A 14,495-nucleotide genomic window follows, 5' to 3' on the forward strand; every position below is an offset into this window, starting at 1 on the left:
ACACATGTTGTCCATTCATCCATGAACGTGTCCGCCGACGCTTCCGCACCCGACCGCCTCTCCTCCCTGCTGGAACGCTTCCGGGTGCAGGCCGCGCTGTTCCACAGCGGTCCGCTGTGCGGGCGCCACGTCTTCGAGCCGCAGCCTGGTCGTGCCTTCCTGCACATCCTGCGCCAGGGTGAGATGGAGGTCCGTCATCCCGGGGGCGATATCGCGCTGCCCCGGTTGAAGATCGACACACCCAGCCTGCTGCTGTATCCGCAGCCGCTGCACCATGTGTTCTTCAACGCACCGCTGGATGGCCCGGATTTCACCTGCGCCACGCTGGACTTCGATGGCGGCGCGCGCAATCCGATCGTGCAGTCGCTGCCACCGGTGATGGTGGTGCCGCTGGCGGCGATCGGCGAACTGGATGACACCCTGCACCTGCTGTTCGCCGAGGCCGATCGCCAGCGCTGCGGTTCACGGCTGCTGACCAACCGCCTGTTCGAGGTGGCGCTGATCCAGATCCTGCGCTGGGTGGTGGACCACCCGGATGCGGCGGGCGTCAGCCATGGGCTGATGCGCGGGCTGTCCGATGCGCGGCTGGCCCGTACGCTGGTGGCGATGCACCAGGCGCCGCAGGACGAATGGACGCTGCCGCGCATGGCTGCGACTGCCGGCATGTCGCGCAGCGCGTTCGCGGCCGTGTTCAAGGAGGTGATGCAGGCGACGCCGGCCGCTTATCTGCTGGACTGGCGGCTGAGCCTGGCCTGCGCGCAGCTGCGGGCAGGCGTGGCGGTCAAGCAAGTGGCGATCGAGCTGGGGTTTGCCGATACCGCCTCCCTGTCGAAGGCGTTCCGCAAGCGGCTGGGAGCATCGCCGAGGGCGTGGCTGGCCGCGAGCGCCGCGCAGGCTGGGCAGACGCGCGAGGAGTAGAGTCGACTGTCAGTCGACTAGCGCGCGAAGCGCGGGTTTTCGCTGTCTGATTGAAGAGCAGTCGACTGACAGTCGACTCTACCGAAGCAGCATTTTCGTGGCCTGACCGAAGGGCAGCCGACCAGCGGTCGGCTCTACCACGGGCGATGTCTGCGCGCCGGCTGGCCGCTCAACTGGACGTTCCGTCATTCTCGCTGTCGAAGGCGTTCCGCAAGCGGCTGGGAGCCAGGCTGGGCAGACGCGCGAGGGGTAGAGTCGACTGTCAGTCGACTATCGCGCGAAGCGCGGGATTTTCGTTGTCTGATTGAAGAGCAGTCGACTGACAGTCGACTCTACCGAAGCGCATTTTCGTGGCCTGACCGAAGGGCAGCCGACCAGCGGGCGGCTCTACCACGGGCGATGTCTGCGCGCCGGCTGGCCGCTCAACTGGGCGTTCCGTCATTCTCGCTGTCGAAGGCGTTCCGCAAGCGGCTGGGGGCCAGGCTGGGCAGACGCGCGAGGGGTAGAGTCGACTGTCAGTCGACCAGCGCGCGAAGCGCGGGGTTTTCGTTGTCTGACCGAAGGGCAGTCGACTGACAGTCGACTCTACCGAAGCGCATTTTCGTGGCCTGACCGAAGGGCAGCCGACCAGCGGTCGGCTCTACCACGGGTGATGTCTGCGCGCCGGCGGGCCGCTCAACTGGAGGTTCCGTCAGACTTCGCCAACAACCCGGCGATGCGCTCGGCAACACGGGCGCGCACGCCTTCGTCCAGCTGGCCTTCGTACATCGCCTCGTAGATCCACAGGCCATCGGCGGCCAGTCGCGCCACGAAATTGTCGAGCGCGGCGCTGTCTTCCGCTGCACCCGCCTCCGGCGGCAGCGGCGCCCAACGCCGCACCGCCGGTCCCCACGGACGCTCATCGGCGTCCGGGTCCGCCGATTCGAGCATGAACATCAGTTCGGCACGGGTGGCACTCTGCGCCGAGACACGCACGAAGGTCTGGTAGCGCTCCAGTGCCGTCGCTTCATCCGCGCGCTTGCCCAGCAGCGTTTCCATCGACGTTTCCCAGGCCTGCACCAGGTGCTCGTCGATGCCGCGCAGCAGCGCCTCGCGCGACGGGAAGTGGTACAGCAGGCCGCCGCGGGTCAGCTTGGCCTCGGCCGCCACCGACTCGAAGGTCACCGCTCGCACGCCATCACGATTGATCACGTTGACGGCGGCGTCGAGGATGCGGTCGCGCTTGCTGGTTCTCATCGCTTCATTTTACGCGATCGGCCGCACCCTCGCGGCTGCCAACGCGGCCGCGCAGCAGGCGCGCCAGGATCGTCGCGCCCAGCGCCAACACCGCCGTGATCACCAGCAGCACGATCTGGTAGCCACGGTCATACGCCGCCGCAGTCAATGCGAACCACTCGCCCTGCCCGCTCTCGCGCGCGACATGCAGCGCCTGGGTGAAACCCTCGCGGGCAAGCGCGGGCATGTCTGCCGAGACCGGCAGGAACGCGCTGTACATCGCTGCGCTCAGGCTGCCCAGCATCGCCACCGCCAGCAGGCCACCGAACTCATAGGACACTTCTTCCACCGACGAGGCCATGCCTGCGCGGTGTGCCGGCACATTGTTGAGGATGGCGGTGGATGCCACCGAGATGGCCGAACCCATGCCGAAGCCGGTGATGGCCATGCCAGCCACCACCCAACCAAGGCCGTGCGGGAAGCCGAACGCCACCACGCCGACGCCCAGCGCACCTGCGGCCAGGCCGCCACAGATCAGCGGGCGCAGGCCCACCCTGTGCAGGGTGCTGCCGCCCAGCAGCGCGCTGGGCAGGCTGCCCAGCGCCGCCACCGAGACCAGCAGGCCCGCCTGCAGCGGCGTGAAGCCTGCCACCAGCTGGAAGCGCTGGGTGGTGACCAGCTGCAGGCCGGCCATCGCGAACAGGGTGAACACCGCCGACAGCGTGCCGGCCAGGAACGCAGGGTTGCGGAAGATCGCGAAGTCCAGCAGCGGGTACGGCAGCTGCTGCTGGCGGCGCGCGAACGCCGCACCGCTGATGACGGCCAACAGCAGTGCGCCTGCGCCCAGCGCATACGACGGCGGCGTTGCGATCAGCGACTTGATCGCCAGCACCAGGCCGGACAGTGCAGCCAATGCCAGAACTGAGGACACCAGGTCCCACGGCCGCGAGGTGTCGCGCTGGCCTTCCGGCGCCAGCAGCAGCGTGGCCACGAATGCGACCACCACCACCGGCACGTTGATCAGGAACACCGAGCCCCACCAGAAGTGCTGCAGCAGCCAGCCGCCAATGATCGGGCCGAGCGCCGCACCGACGATGGCCACCGAACCCCAGATCGCGATGGCGATGTTGCGTTCGCGCTCTTCGTGGAAGCTCAGGCCGATCAGCGCCAGCGTGGCCGGCATCATCGCGGCCGCGCCGATCGCCAGGAACGCGCGTGCGGCAATCAGCTGCGCTGCGGTGTCGGCGAACGCCGCTGCCAGCGAGGCGACGCCGAACACCACCAGGCCGATCAGGAACATGCGGCGATGGCCGATGCGGTCGCCCAGCGTGCCCGCACCCAGCAGCAGGCCGGCCATCACCAGCGGATAGGCGTTGATGATCCACAGCGCCTGGCCGGCACTGGCCGAGAGTTCCTCGGTCAGCGTCGGCAGCGCGGTGTAGAGCACGGAGTTGTCGAGCGTGACCAGCAGCAGGCCGGCGGCGACGGTGAACAACAGTGCCCAGCGACGGGCACGCGACAGGGCCGGAGCACCGGCCAAGGGCTGGGACAAAGCCATGGGAGAACCTGATGGGGGTGGAGTACGATCATAACTATACAGGATGTCCTGTATAGTTATGACCTTGAGAGCCAGCCGATTCAGCTTTTGTAGAGGCGAGCCTGCTCGTCGGAACCGCCAGCCAGGCGTGGCCTGGCTCTACTGGTAGACGCTCACCGGCAGTCTTCCGGCAGCGCGGCGATGGCCGATACCACCGCCGCCTGCATCCCCTGCCCTACGGCGGCGTCCAGCTCGCCACCAATGTCACCATGCTGGCGCCGCAGTTCGTCCTCGCACAGCCCGCGCACGCGCGCACGGGCATTCGCGCGCAGGCTGCTGCACCGCCAGTCGGTGCCACCCAGCGGCAGCACCGAATACACCACGCTGTTGCAGGCATTGCCGGCACGCTGCTGCAGTGGCAGTCCACCGAAATCCCGCGGCACGCTGCTGCGCTGCGGGTCGAAGTAGCTGTCCGGGAACGTGCGCGCGTACTGTTCGATGTCCACCGCCATGCTGCGCCCACCGGCCTGCGGCATCTGCAGCGGCTGGCCGCACTGCGTCGCGTCGGCGCGGTGCTGGATGTACTGGTAGATCGGCCGGTCCAGCGATGGATCCTGCTGGGTCACCGCACTCACCGCCGCCAGCACCGGCAGCGACGCACGATTGGCCATGCGCGCCAGCAGGCCCGCCTGCGCGGGCTGGCAGCGGTCGCGCAATGTTGCCGCGAGCAGGAACAATACGTCGTTGCGGAACGCGTGATCGTCACCCAGGCGCTGTTCGATGCGCTGGCTGGCATCGGACGCCGGTGCTGGAAACGCAACCGCCGGCGGCGCGGTGGGTGCGCGCTGCCGCTGCCACCACACCAGCAGCACCACCCCGCCCAGCAGCACCCCGGCAGCCATGATCCATCGCCTGCGCATCAGTTGCGGATTACCGTCAGCGTGGCTGCCGCGGCATCGTAGGACGCGCTGGCGATGTCCGCGTCGAAGCGCTTCACCTGCAGGCGGCCGGCAAGGCGGTACGGATCCCACAGATCGCCCAGTGCGATCGGTGTCGCCAGGGTCACATGGATGATCTGGTTGGGCGGCGGTGGTGGCACATGGATGCAGGCGCCGTAGAACGGCACGAACAGCAGTTCATCCACCAATCCTGCATCGTTGGTACCGAGCGGTACCACGTAGCCATCCAGATCCACCGCGCGACCATCAACAGCATCGACCACGCGCGAAGAGCCGAACTGCTTGGCGCGATCCGGGCTGGAATGGTCGATTTCCTGCCCCGGTGGCGTGCCGGAGCCGGTGTCGTCAATCAGGCCACCCACACCCTCCATCCCATTGCGTGACAGGCCGATCTGCGGCGGCGGTCGCTGGTAGGTCACTTCGTCGGGCCGCAACGCGTCCCAACGGGCGATGGGGGCTTCGCCCGTGGCGGAGGGCGCCGGTTTGTCCTCCGGCGTGACCCCCACCGCATCGCCGCCAGGCGCCGTGCAGCCCGCCAACCACAGGCATCCCAACGCCAGCAACAGGTGACTACGGTTCATACGGCCTCAGCTGCGCGTCACGCATGGTGTAGGCCGAACCGGCCAGATCGTCGTCCAAGCGTTCGGCATGCAAGGTGCCGGCCAGGAAGAACGGCGAATACATGTCAGGCATGTCGATCGGGCGCGGCAGCACCACGTGCACGATCTGGTTCGGCGGCGGTGGTGGCACATGGATGCAGGCGCCGTAGTACGGCACGAACAGGAATTCGGTCAGCCGCCCGTCCTGCGCGTTGGCCAGTGGTACCACGTAGCCCGGCAGGCGCACCGGCCGCTGCAGCACCGTGTCCACGGTGCGGAAGGTGCCGAACTGCGGCATGCGCCGGTTGCCGTTGTGTTCGACTTCCGGGCCCTCGCCGCGTTCCAGCGCGGCCAGCTCGTCCTTGGGCATCATCTGCAGCCAGTCCAGCTCCTGCTCTGCCGCATCCGCAGCGTCAGCGCGGTCGACAACCGGCGCGGGTGGCAGGGCCTGCACACCGGTATCCACCGGCCGCTCGCAGGCAACCAGGGCCAGTACCATCGGCAGCGACAGCATCCAGCGCATGCTCAGCCTCCCGGTGAAAGGCCATCGGCCAAGGTGCGCCGGTAAGCGAGCAACGCCGGGACCAGCCCAGCCACCGCACTGATCGCCAGCACGCCTGCCACCCAGGCCAGCTCGCGGCCGTCCGGCCAGACATGGGTGATCGACAGACCGAAGGTGGCCAGGGCCCAGCCGCGCCCGGCAACGCTGGCGGCCACCAGAAGCACCAGCGCCAGCACGCAGGCCGCCGCGCTGGTCGCCACCGCCTCCACCACCAGCAGGCCGGCGATGTAACCCGGCCGTGCCCCGGTGGCACGCAGGATCGCCATCTCGCGCCGCCGCTCCTGCAGGGTCGAGACCAGCAGCGCCACCAGCGAGACCATGCCGAGTGCCACCACCATCGCGCTGATCAGCTGCAGTGCGCGCTCGGCGGTGCCCAGCGACTGCCACAGCTGCTGCAGGGTCACGCCGGGCAGGATCGCCAGCATCGCCTCATCCGGATACTCGTTGATCCTGCGCTGTACCGAGAACGTGGCGATGCGCGAGTTGAGGCCGAGCATGAAGGCGGTGATGCTGGTCGGTGTCAGGTCCAGGTGGCGCGCCTGCTCGGCGCTGACGCTCTGGCTGCGCAGCTGCACGCCCGATCGCCAGTCAACATGGATCGCCTCGATGGCCGGCAGCGAGACCAGCAGCGACGAATCCACCGGCGTGCCGGTGCGCTGCAGGATGCCGGCAATACGGAACGGCTTGTCGGCATGCGTGGCCAGGGTGACCGCGCCGGTGCCGTGTGCCAGCACGATCTCATCGCCGAGGCCGACCTTCTGCGCGCGTGCCACTTCTGCGCCGATCACCGCGTCATACAGATCATCGAAGGGCCGCCCCTGTGCAAAGGCCAGCTCGTGACCGGAACCATAGCGATAGTGTTCAAAGTAGCCGCCAGTGGTACCCACTACACGGTAGCCGCGCCAGGAATCGCCCAGCGACAGTGGCACCGACCACTTCACCTGCGGCAAGGCGGACAGCTCCTGGTAGGACTGCCAGGACACGTTGTTGGTCGGGTCGCCGATATGGAACACCGAGTACAGCAGCAGGTTCACCGGTCCCGAGCGCGCACCGACGATCAGGTCGGTGCCCGATACGGTGCTGGCGAACCCCTCGTGCGCCTGCGTGCGCACACGCTCGACGCCCAGCAGCAGCACCACGCTGAGGGTGATGACCAGCACGGTCAGGCCGACACTCAACGCGCGGCTGCGCAGGCTGGCCCAGGCTAGCTCAAGCATGGCCGGCACCTGCCTGGTTGATCTCGGACAGTGAAATGGCGCGGTCGAACAACGGCTGCAGGCTGTCGTCATGGCTGACCACCAGCACCGTGGCGCCGGCCGCCTGGCACTGCGCGGACATCAACTGCAGGAACGCGGTTGCCGCTTCACGGTCAAGCGCCGAGGTGGGCTCATCGGCCAGCAGCAATGCCGGACGACCGATCAGGGCGCGTGCTGCCGCCACGCGTTGTTGCTGGCCAACACTGAGCGTACCCGCCGGCCGCTGCATAAGCTCAGGGTTGAGCTGCAGGGCCTGCAGCAGGCGGGCGATCTCGGCATCCAGCGGGCCGCTGATGCGCGCGCTGCGCAGGCGCGAGAAGCGCAGGCCCAGCGCGATGTTGTCGCGCACGCTGAGAAACGGCAGCAGGTTGAACTGCTGGAAGATCACGCCCAGGTGGTCGGCGCGGAAGCGGTCCCGCGCGGCACCGCGCATCGCCTGCAGCGCGTGCCCGGCCACCTCGACACGGCCCTTGCCGGGCAGCAGCACTCCCGCCAGCAGGCCCAGCAGGGTACTTTTGCCGCCACCGCTGATTCCGCGCAGCAACACGCTGCTGCCCTGCTCGACCCATAATCGCGGGATGTCCAGCACCCGCTGCATGCCGTAGCCGAACTGCACGTCTTCCAGCGAGATCACCGGTGCCGCGCTCACGGTGCCAGCACCACGCGCAGGCTGTCGGGCGTCAGCACGCTGCGATTCTGGCCGTTGGCGGTTGCGCTGTTGACGATGACTTCGTGCAGACCCGGGAACAGTACGGGCAGGCGCACGACGATGGCGCGCAGCGCGGCAGGTTTGGCACAGTGGTACTGCAGCGTTGCGCTGAAACCTGCGTGACGGTGCTGTCCCGGCGGCGGCGCGGCGGCCGTCGCGTCGAATCCCTCGGCCTTGGCATCGTTGCCTGAAAGGCGGCAGCCTGCGGCGGTGGGCAAGGTGACCCAGCTGCCGCCCTTCAGCACTGTCGTAGCCCGTGCCAGCGCGGCCTGCTCGGCTGCATTGGCCGGCGGTCGCTCGTAATCGAGGATGCCGATGCCGGGGGCCTGCAGGGCGAACTCCAGCGTCTGCCGGTCAAGCGCAACATCGACGGTCGCCTGGCCGTGCACGTGCGGTGCGTGCTGGCGGATGTCATGGGCCTGCGCGGCACTGGCAGCCAGCAGCAGGAAAAGAGCAGCAGAACGCTTCATGGGGGAGGCTCCAATTGTTACTATGTAACATTATGGACCACATCCCCACGACGCCCGCAAGGGCCCTGGCCCAGCCGCCAACTTCGGCACGCTGGCACCCCCGCTTCGATCTTGCCGGGGCCTGGCTGTCCCTGGCCTGCGCCGCCCACTGCATCGCCCTGCCCCTGCTGCTGGCCTTCGTGCCGGCTGCGATGATGGCGCTGCGCTCGTTCCAGCATCCCGGCCATGGCGCGATGACATTGCTGTTGATGATGTCGCGCTGGGAATGGCTGTTCGCGCTGCTGGCCTCGTCGCTGGCCTTGGCGAGTACCTCGGCCGGGGTGCACCGGCACGGGCGCTGGCGGCCGGTGCGGCTGGCCTGCGCCGGCACCATCCTGCTGCTGTCGGCCTCGCTGTACCTGCCGCTGAAGGAATCGCTGCTCTGGCATGGCGTGGCGACAGCCAGTGGTGGCGTGCTGCTGGCATGCGCGCACATCGGCAACCGGCGCGCGCTGCGCACCCGCTGACACCGGCCGCTGGCCGGCAGCCCCGGGGACCCGGCAGCCGGCCAGCGCCCGGCTCTACCCATCCGTACGTGGGCCACGCATCAGGTGATACGCATTTGGTAGTGCCGGCCGCTGGCCGGCAGCCCCAAGGACCCGGCAGCCGGCCAGCGGCCGGCTCTACCCATCCATGCATGGGCCACGCAACAGGTGATACACAGTTGGTAGTACCGGCCGCTGGCCGGCAGCTGCTGTGATCCGGCAGGAGGGGAAAAGCCGGCCAGCGGCCGGCTCTACCGATCTCTATTCGTCAAACGGACGCTGGCCGAGCGTCTGCGTCACGTGGTCCACGAAACAGGTGATGCGGGCGGCCAGCGCGGTGTTGCGGTAGTACACCGCGTTGATCGGCTGCCGCACTTCCTGCGTCTGCCTGGCGAACAGCTGCACCAGGCGGCCATCACGCCGGTCCTGGCGGGTGAGGAAATCAGACAGGCAGGCGATGCCCAGCCCGGCCACCGCCATCTGCCGCAGTGTCTCGCCACTGGATGAAGCGATGGCCGGCTCGATCACGAAAGGCCCGCCATCGGCATCCTGCAGCGGCCATTCGTTCAACGAACTGGGCTGGGTGAAGCCCAGCAGGTCGTGCTCACGCAGCTGCTCCACGCGCGTGGGCGTTCCCTGGCGGCGCAGGTATTCGGGGCTGGCCACCACCCGGATGCGGCTGTGGCCGATCGGCCGCGCATGCAGGGTCGAGTCGCGCAGCACGCCAATGCGGAACGCCACGTCGGTGCGCTTCTCGATCAGGTCGGTGATGCCTTCATTGGAATTCAGCTCCAGCTCCACCTGCGGGTAGCGCTCACGGAACCCCTCAAGCAGCGGCACGATCACGTGCAGCATGAACGGCGTGGCGGCGTCCACGCGCAGGCGCCCGACCGGCTGCAGCCGCCGCGCGGCCATCTGTTCCTCGGCCTCGTCCACCGTGGCCAGGATCGTACGCGCGTACTCCAGGAACGCCGCGCCTTCCTCGGTCAGTTCCAGCCGCCGCGTGGTCCGTCGCAGCAGCGTGGTCTGCAGCTTGTCCTCCAGCCGCGCCAGGGTGCGGCTGGTGGCGGAGATGGTCAGTTCCAGCGCCTCGGCCGCCGCCGTGATCGAACCACTGTCGACCACGGCCACGAAGGCTTTCAGCTCATCCAGGGTGGTTTTCATTTTTTACCTCGGCGCAAAAGCGTTTCCCGTATACACGGCTTAATCAACAAATGTAAAGCGCCCACACTTCGCCCTGTCCCGAGCCCACCGGCTCTCAACGAAGTCCCTGGAGTCCATCATGAGCGTTCCTTCCTTTGGCGTCGGCACCTTCCGCCTGACCGGCCAGACCGTCATCGACTCGGTGCGCAACGCCCTCGACGTTGGCTACCGTGCAGTCGATACCGCGCAGATCTATGGCAACGAAGCCGAAGTCGGCCAGGCCATCGCCGAATCCGGCGTCCCGCGCGACCAGCTGTTCCTGACCACCAAGATCTGGGTGGACAACTACGCCGCCGACAAGCTGATCCCGAGCCTGCGCGACAGCCTGGCCAAGCTGCGCACCGACTACGTCGACCTGCTGCTGATCCACTGGCCGGCGCCGGGCAATGGCGTTGAACTGCGCGAGTACATGACCGCGCTGGCCGAAGCCAAGACGCTGGGCCTGACCCGCCAGATCGGTGTGTCCAACTTCAACATCGAGCTGACCCGGCAGGCCATCGAGGTGGTCGGTGCCGGCGAGATCGCCACCAACCAGATCGAACTGAGCCCGTACCTGCAGAACCCGGCACTGACCGCCTTCCTGCAGGACCAGGGCATCACCGTGACCTCCTACATGACCCTGGCCTACGGCAAGGTACTGAAGGATCCGGTGCTGGCCGCCATCGCCGACAAGCACCAGGCCACCGTGGCCCAGGTCGCGCTGGCGTGGGCACTGCAACTGGGTTACTCGGTCATCCCGTCCTCGACCAAGCGCGAGAACCTGGCCAGCAACCTGCTCGCCCAGGACCTGCACCTGGATGCCGATGACATGGCCGCGATCGCTGCGCTTGACCGCAACGGCCGCGAAGTCGATCCGCCGGGCCTGGCCCCGGCCTGGGACTGAGGAGCCTGGTCATGGGCAGTGCGTTGGCGCGGCTGCAGGCCGGTGGTTTCAGCATCGGCATCGAAGCACCGCTGGACAATGACTGGACGCCGCTGGGCGAACAGGCACGACGCGCCGCACGACGCCTGCCCGGTGAACCGGACCTGCAGCGCCATGCGGAACTGGCACGGTTGGCCGACCGCCTCGGCTTCCGTGCGCTGTGGATACGCGACGTGCCGGTGTACGACCCGGCCTTCGGCGATGCGGCGCAGGTGTTCGAGGTATTCAGTTACCTCGGCTACCTGGCCGGCATCACCAATGACATCCTGCTGGGCACCGGTGCGGTGGTGCTGCCGATCCGTGAGCCGTTGCTGACCCTGAAGTCGGCGCGCAGCGTGCAGCGGCTCAGCGGCGACCGCCTGTTGCTGGGCGTAGCCAGTGGCGACCGCCCGGTGGAATACCCGCTGTTCGGCCGCGACTTCGACAGCCGTGGCAGCCGTTTCCGCGAGCAGATCGCATTGCTGCGCGAAGGCGCCGCCGCGCACCTGCCGCAGGGCCTGGACGTGCTGCCCGCCGATGGCCCGGCCCTGCCGTTGTTCGTGGCCGGCCTGGCCCAACAGCAACCAGCATGGATCGGCCAGCACATGGACGGTTGCCTGGCCTACCCGGGCACGCCGCAGGACCATGCGCAACGTGTGGCGGCGTGGCGCGCCGTGGCCGGCAACAAGCCGTATGCCAGCTTCATCCACCTGGACCTGGTGGCCGATGCCGATGCCCCCCTGCAGCGCTGGCGCTTCGGCCTGCGCGGCGGCCGCAACGCCCTGCTGGCCGAGCTGCACGCCATGCAGGCGGCCGGTGTCGACCACATCGGCCTGCAGTTCCGCCGCAACGAACGGCCGCTGGCCGAAACCTTCCACGAAATCGCCGAGTACGTGCTGCCGCACTTCCCGGCCCATGCCGGCGCCACCGCGACGGCCTGACAGTTACCGGAGCTTTGCCATGAAGATGAAGACCCTGGCCGCGCTTGCGCTGGCCACCCTGCCGCTGTCCTTCCAGGCCACCGCCGAGGAGTGGTATCCCTCTGCCTACGGCGCCAACGACGAGATCGGCGCGGCCAACCTGCTCACCGCTGACGTGGTCAAGCACGCGGTATCGCTGGTCAGGACCGGCAAGACCTATCCGCTGGCGGTGCCGGTGGACAAGAACCTGCCCGCGTTCCGCCACCGCAGCTTCCGCCTGTACAACGTGCAGGTCGGCCAGCAGGCCGGCAAGTCGCTGGGCCCCAACAAGTTCACCTTCAACGATGAATTGGTGAACGCCTGGACCGGCGTTGGCACCCAGCTCAACGGCATCGGCCATATCGGCATCGACAACGTCTACTACAACGGCAACAAGGCCGCCGACTTCGTCACCGTGGACGGTGTGCGCAAGCTCGGCGTCGAGAAGGTACCGCCGATGGTCACCCGCGGCGTCGTGCTGGACATGACCGCGTACTACGGCAAGGCGATCGTGCCCGGCGGCACCGAGTTCACCGTGGCAGACATCCAGGCCGTGCTGAAGAAGCAGGGCCTGAGCCTGCGCAAGGGCGACGTGGTGCTGTTCAACACCGGTTGGCTGGAACTGATCGGCAAGGACAACACGCAGTTCCTCGAAGTGGAGCCGGGTATCGGCATGGAGGCCGCGAAGTGGCTGGCCGACCAGGGCATCGTCGCCTTCGGTGGCGACACCTGGGCCTCGGAGGTCTACCCGAACCCGAACGGTGCCGAGGAGTTCCCGATCAACCAGTACATGCTGGCCAAGCGCGGCATCTACAACCTGGAGCTGATCGACAGCCGTGCGCTGGTGCGCGACAAGGCCTGGGAATTCCTGTTCGTGCTCGGCCAGCCGCTTTACGTCGGCTCGACCCAGGTCAACATCAACCCGGTGGCGATCCGATGAACACGGCCCCCGCCTTGCCGTTGTTCGCCGGCCGCCGCTTCCGCGTCAGCTATGACGGCCTGGCCGCCGACAATGTCTACAGCGCCGATGGCCGCCACGTGCAGTACGCCATCGTTTCCGGCGCCTATGCCGGTGCGCAGGGCGAAGCCGCCTGCGAGTGGCAGCAGATCGGCGAAGGGGTCTATGCCATTTCGTGGCAGGAAGCCGATGGCGCAACGGTCGTGCATGTCGATGACTTCGTCGGCGGGCGTTCGCTGGCCTGGTTCACCGCCACCGATGGCAGTTTCCATCGCATGCAGGGGCCGTTGGCAGCACTGTGATGCCGGCCAGCGGCCGGCACCACCTGTGCGTGGACGGAACATTACAGATCGGTAATGTTCGGGTCAGGGCGGCGAAAGGCGCGGCCCTCCACTCTGCGGGCCACTTCTTCCAAAGGTGTCCCGCGCATGACCCGTTCACTTCGCCGCTCCGCCTCCCTGGCGCTTCTCCTGTCCGGCCTCGCGGTTGCGCCGCTGGCCCTGGCCCATCCGAGCCTGGTGCGTTCGACGCCGGCCGCCGACGCCACAATGGCCCCGGCGACCGAGATCACGCTGCAGTTCAGTGAGAAGGTGATGCCGCGTGCCACCCGCATCGAACTGAGCATGGACCATGGCCGCATGAAGATGGCCATGCCCACCACCGCGCAGGACCTCTCCGAAGATGGGCACACGCTGCGTGCGCGCTTCGCCAAGCCGCTGCCCGCCGGCAGCTACGCACTGCAATGGCGCGCGGTCGGCCAGGACAGCCACCCGATCACCGGCAACTACCGCTTCACCGTGAAGTAAGGCCGCCGCCGTGGCCGAGCTCTCGCCGTATGCGCTGCGGCTGGCGCTGTACCTGGTGCTGATGCTGCTGTTCGGGCGGCTGCTGTTCGTCCGTCCGCGGCTACCGCGCGGCGTCTCGCTGGCGCTCGCCCTGGTCGCGTTGGCCGTGGTGGTCACCGATGTCATCACCCGCTTGTCCGGTGTGCTCGGCATCGCGCCGGCCGACATCGACCCTGCAACGGCGCACTGGTTCCTCACCGGCACGCCGGTAGGTGAAGCCGGCCTGCTGCGCACCGTGGCGGTGCTGGCGATGCTGCCCTTGCTGGCAGCCGCCACGCCGCTGGGTGGACCGCGGCGCGTGGCGCTGCTCGCGTTGTCCGGAATGGCCCTCGCCAGCCTGTCCTGGAACGGCCATGCCGCCGCCGGCGATGGGTTCGGTGGCACGATGCGGCTGGTGTCCGGCATGGTGCACCTTCTGGCCGCCGGCGCCTGGGTCGGCGCGATCGCCGCCTTCCTGCAGTTGGCGCTGCGTCCGCAGGGCCTGCGCCTGCGCGAACGCACCCGGGAGCTGTGGCAGGCCGCCCACGGCTTCGCCCTGCCCGGCACGATCATCGTCGCCACCCTGGCGATGACCGGCGCCTATACCTATGTCGATCTTGGCGGTTCCGTGCAGACCCTCATCGGCACTGCGCATGGACGCTGGCTGCTGCTCAAGCTGGCACTGGTGGGTGGCATGCTGGGCCTGGCCGCGCTGCATCGCTGGCGGCTGGTGCCGGCGCTGGCGGTCTCCATCCGTGGCGGCTGGCAACCCAGGCCGCTGCGCTCGCTCCGCCAAAGCCTGGCCTGCGAATCGCTGCTGGCACTGCTGGTGCTGGCCTGCGTCGCGGTGCTTGGCACGCTGGACCCACTGGCATGACCAATCCGTTCCGGTACGGGCCCA

17 protein-coding genes are annotated in these 14,495 nt (G+C 68.1%); 8 read left to right on the forward strand and 9 right to left on the reverse strand.

Going from position 1 to position 14,495, the window contains the following annotated elements:
* The first annotated feature begins 21 nt into the window (after positions 1-21).
* Positions 22-918 (forward strand): AraC family transcriptional regulator, encoded by an 897-nt coding sequence (locus AC5P67_RS09855; protein WP_308310285.1) that lies wholly within the window; start codon positions 22-24, stop codon positions 916-918.
* A 675-nt stretch (positions 919-1,593) separates the two neighbouring features.
* On the opposite strand, the gene AC5P67_RS09860 is transcribed toward AC5P67_RS09855, so the two are convergent.
* From AC5P67_RS09860 to AC5P67_RS09895, 8 genes are all read right to left on the reverse strand, one after another.
* Complete coding sequence (locus AC5P67_RS09860) at positions 1,594-2,154, reverse strand: TetR/AcrR family transcriptional regulator (RefSeq protein ID WP_099523638.1); 561 nt, start codon at positions 2,152-2,154, stop codon at positions 1,594-1,596.
* 4 nt (positions 2,155-2,158) lie between these two features.
* Positions 2,159-3,691, reverse strand: a complete 1,533-nt coding sequence (locus AC5P67_RS09865; RefSeq protein WP_114618349.1) for an MFS transporter — start codon at positions 3,689-3,691, stop codon at positions 2,159-2,161.
* 152 nt (positions 3,692-3,843) lie between these two features.
* Positions 3,844-4,590 (reverse strand): hypothetical protein, encoded by a 747-nt coding sequence (locus AC5P67_RS09870; RefSeq protein ID WP_088436280.1) that lies wholly within the window; start codon positions 4,588-4,590, stop codon positions 3,844-3,846.
* A complete protein-coding gene (locus tag AC5P67_RS09875) occupies positions 4,590-5,210 on the reverse strand; it encodes a DUF3299 domain-containing protein (RefSeq protein ID WP_088436279.1) in 621 nt (206 codons plus the stop codon). Before AC5P67_RS09875 ends, AC5P67_RS09870 begins: the two co-directional genes overlap by 1 nt.
* Positions 5,200-5,751: a DUF3299 domain-containing protein gene (locus AC5P67_RS09880; RefSeq protein ID WP_044570292.1), complete on the reverse strand. Its 552-nt coding sequence runs from the start codon at positions 5,749-5,751 to the stop codon at positions 5,200-5,202. The genes AC5P67_RS09875 and AC5P67_RS09880 overlap by 11 nt, the downstream gene beginning before the upstream one ends.
* A gap of 2 nt (positions 5,752-5,753) precedes the next feature.
* The gene (locus AC5P67_RS09885) at positions 5,754-7,007 is read right to left on the reverse strand and encodes an ABC transporter permease (RefSeq protein WP_133050485.1); all 1,254 of its coding nucleotides are present in this window, start codon (positions 7,005-7,007) and stop codon (positions 5,754-5,756) included.
* Positions 7,000-7,695 carry an ATP-binding cassette domain-containing protein gene (locus AC5P67_RS09890; RefSeq protein WP_099523630.1) on the reverse strand — a complete coding sequence of 232 codons (696 nt, stop codon included), beginning with the start codon at positions 7,693-7,695 and terminating at the stop codon, positions 7,000-7,002. The genes AC5P67_RS09885 and AC5P67_RS09890 overlap by 8 nt, the downstream gene beginning before the upstream one ends.
* A complete protein-coding gene (locus AC5P67_RS09895; protein ID WP_099523628.1) occupies positions 7,692-8,225 on the reverse strand; it encodes a ZrgA family zinc uptake protein in 534 nt (177 codons plus the stop codon). The genes AC5P67_RS09890 and AC5P67_RS09895 overlap by 4 nt, the downstream gene beginning before the upstream one ends.
* Positions 8,226-8,257: 32 nt before the next feature.
* Between AC5P67_RS09895 and AC5P67_RS09900 the strand changes: the two genes are divergently transcribed.
* Positions 8,258-8,731 carry a MerC domain-containing protein gene (locus tag AC5P67_RS09900; protein ID WP_049469593.1) on the forward strand — a complete coding sequence of 158 codons (474 nt, stop codon included), beginning with the start codon at positions 8,258-8,260 and terminating at the stop codon, positions 8,729-8,731.
* Positions 8,732-9,010: 279 nt separating this feature from the next.
* Here AC5P67_RS09900 and AC5P67_RS09905 read toward each other — a convergent pair whose 3' ends face one another.
* Positions 9,011-9,913 carry a LysR family transcriptional regulator gene (locus tag AC5P67_RS09905; protein ID WP_005413602.1) on the reverse strand — a complete coding sequence of 301 codons (903 nt, stop codon included), beginning with the start codon at positions 9,911-9,913 and terminating at the stop codon, positions 9,011-9,013.
* Between the two features lie 118 nt (positions 9,914-10,031).
* Between AC5P67_RS09905 and dkgB the strand changes: the two genes are divergently transcribed.
* From dkgB to copD, 6 genes are all read left to right on the forward strand, one after another.
* Positions 10,032-10,835 carry a 2,5-didehydrogluconate reductase DkgB gene (dkgB, locus tag AC5P67_RS09910; RefSeq protein WP_065183956.1) on the forward strand — a complete coding sequence of 268 codons (804 nt, stop codon included), beginning with the start codon at positions 10,032-10,034 and terminating at the stop codon, positions 10,833-10,835.
* 11 nt (positions 10,836-10,846) lie between these two features.
* Positions 10,847-11,794: a TIGR03571 family LLM class oxidoreductase gene (locus AC5P67_RS09915; RefSeq protein WP_495214636.1), complete on the forward strand. Its 948-nt coding sequence runs from the start codon at positions 10,847-10,849 to the stop codon at positions 11,792-11,794.
* A gap of 19 nt (positions 11,795-11,813) precedes the next feature.
* Positions 11,814-12,752: a cyclase family protein gene (locus AC5P67_RS09920; RefSeq protein ID WP_005413604.1), complete on the forward strand. Its 939-nt coding sequence runs from the start codon at positions 11,814-11,816 to the stop codon at positions 12,750-12,752.
* Positions 12,749-13,072 carry a MoaF-related domain-containing protein gene (locus AC5P67_RS09925; RefSeq protein WP_005409840.1) on the forward strand — a complete coding sequence of 108 codons (324 nt, stop codon included), beginning with the start codon at positions 12,749-12,751 and terminating at the stop codon, positions 13,070-13,072. The genes AC5P67_RS09920 and AC5P67_RS09925 overlap by 4 nt, the downstream gene beginning before the upstream one ends.
* A 126-nt stretch (positions 13,073-13,198) precedes the next feature.
* Complete coding sequence (copC, locus tag AC5P67_RS09930; RefSeq protein ID WP_495214638.1) at positions 13,199-13,576, forward strand: copper homeostasis periplasmic binding protein CopC; 378 nt, start codon at positions 13,199-13,201, stop codon at positions 13,574-13,576.
* 10 nt (positions 13,577-13,586) lie between these two features.
* Entirely contained in the window at positions 13,587-14,471 is an 885-nt protein-coding gene (gene copD / locus AC5P67_RS09935) for a copper homeostasis membrane protein CopD (RefSeq protein ID WP_495214640.1), read from the forward strand.
* Positions 14,472-14,495: the final 24 nt, after the last annotated feature.

The sequence above is a fragment of the Stenotrophomonas sp. YJH_SMC_21 genome (assembly GCF_059369555.1).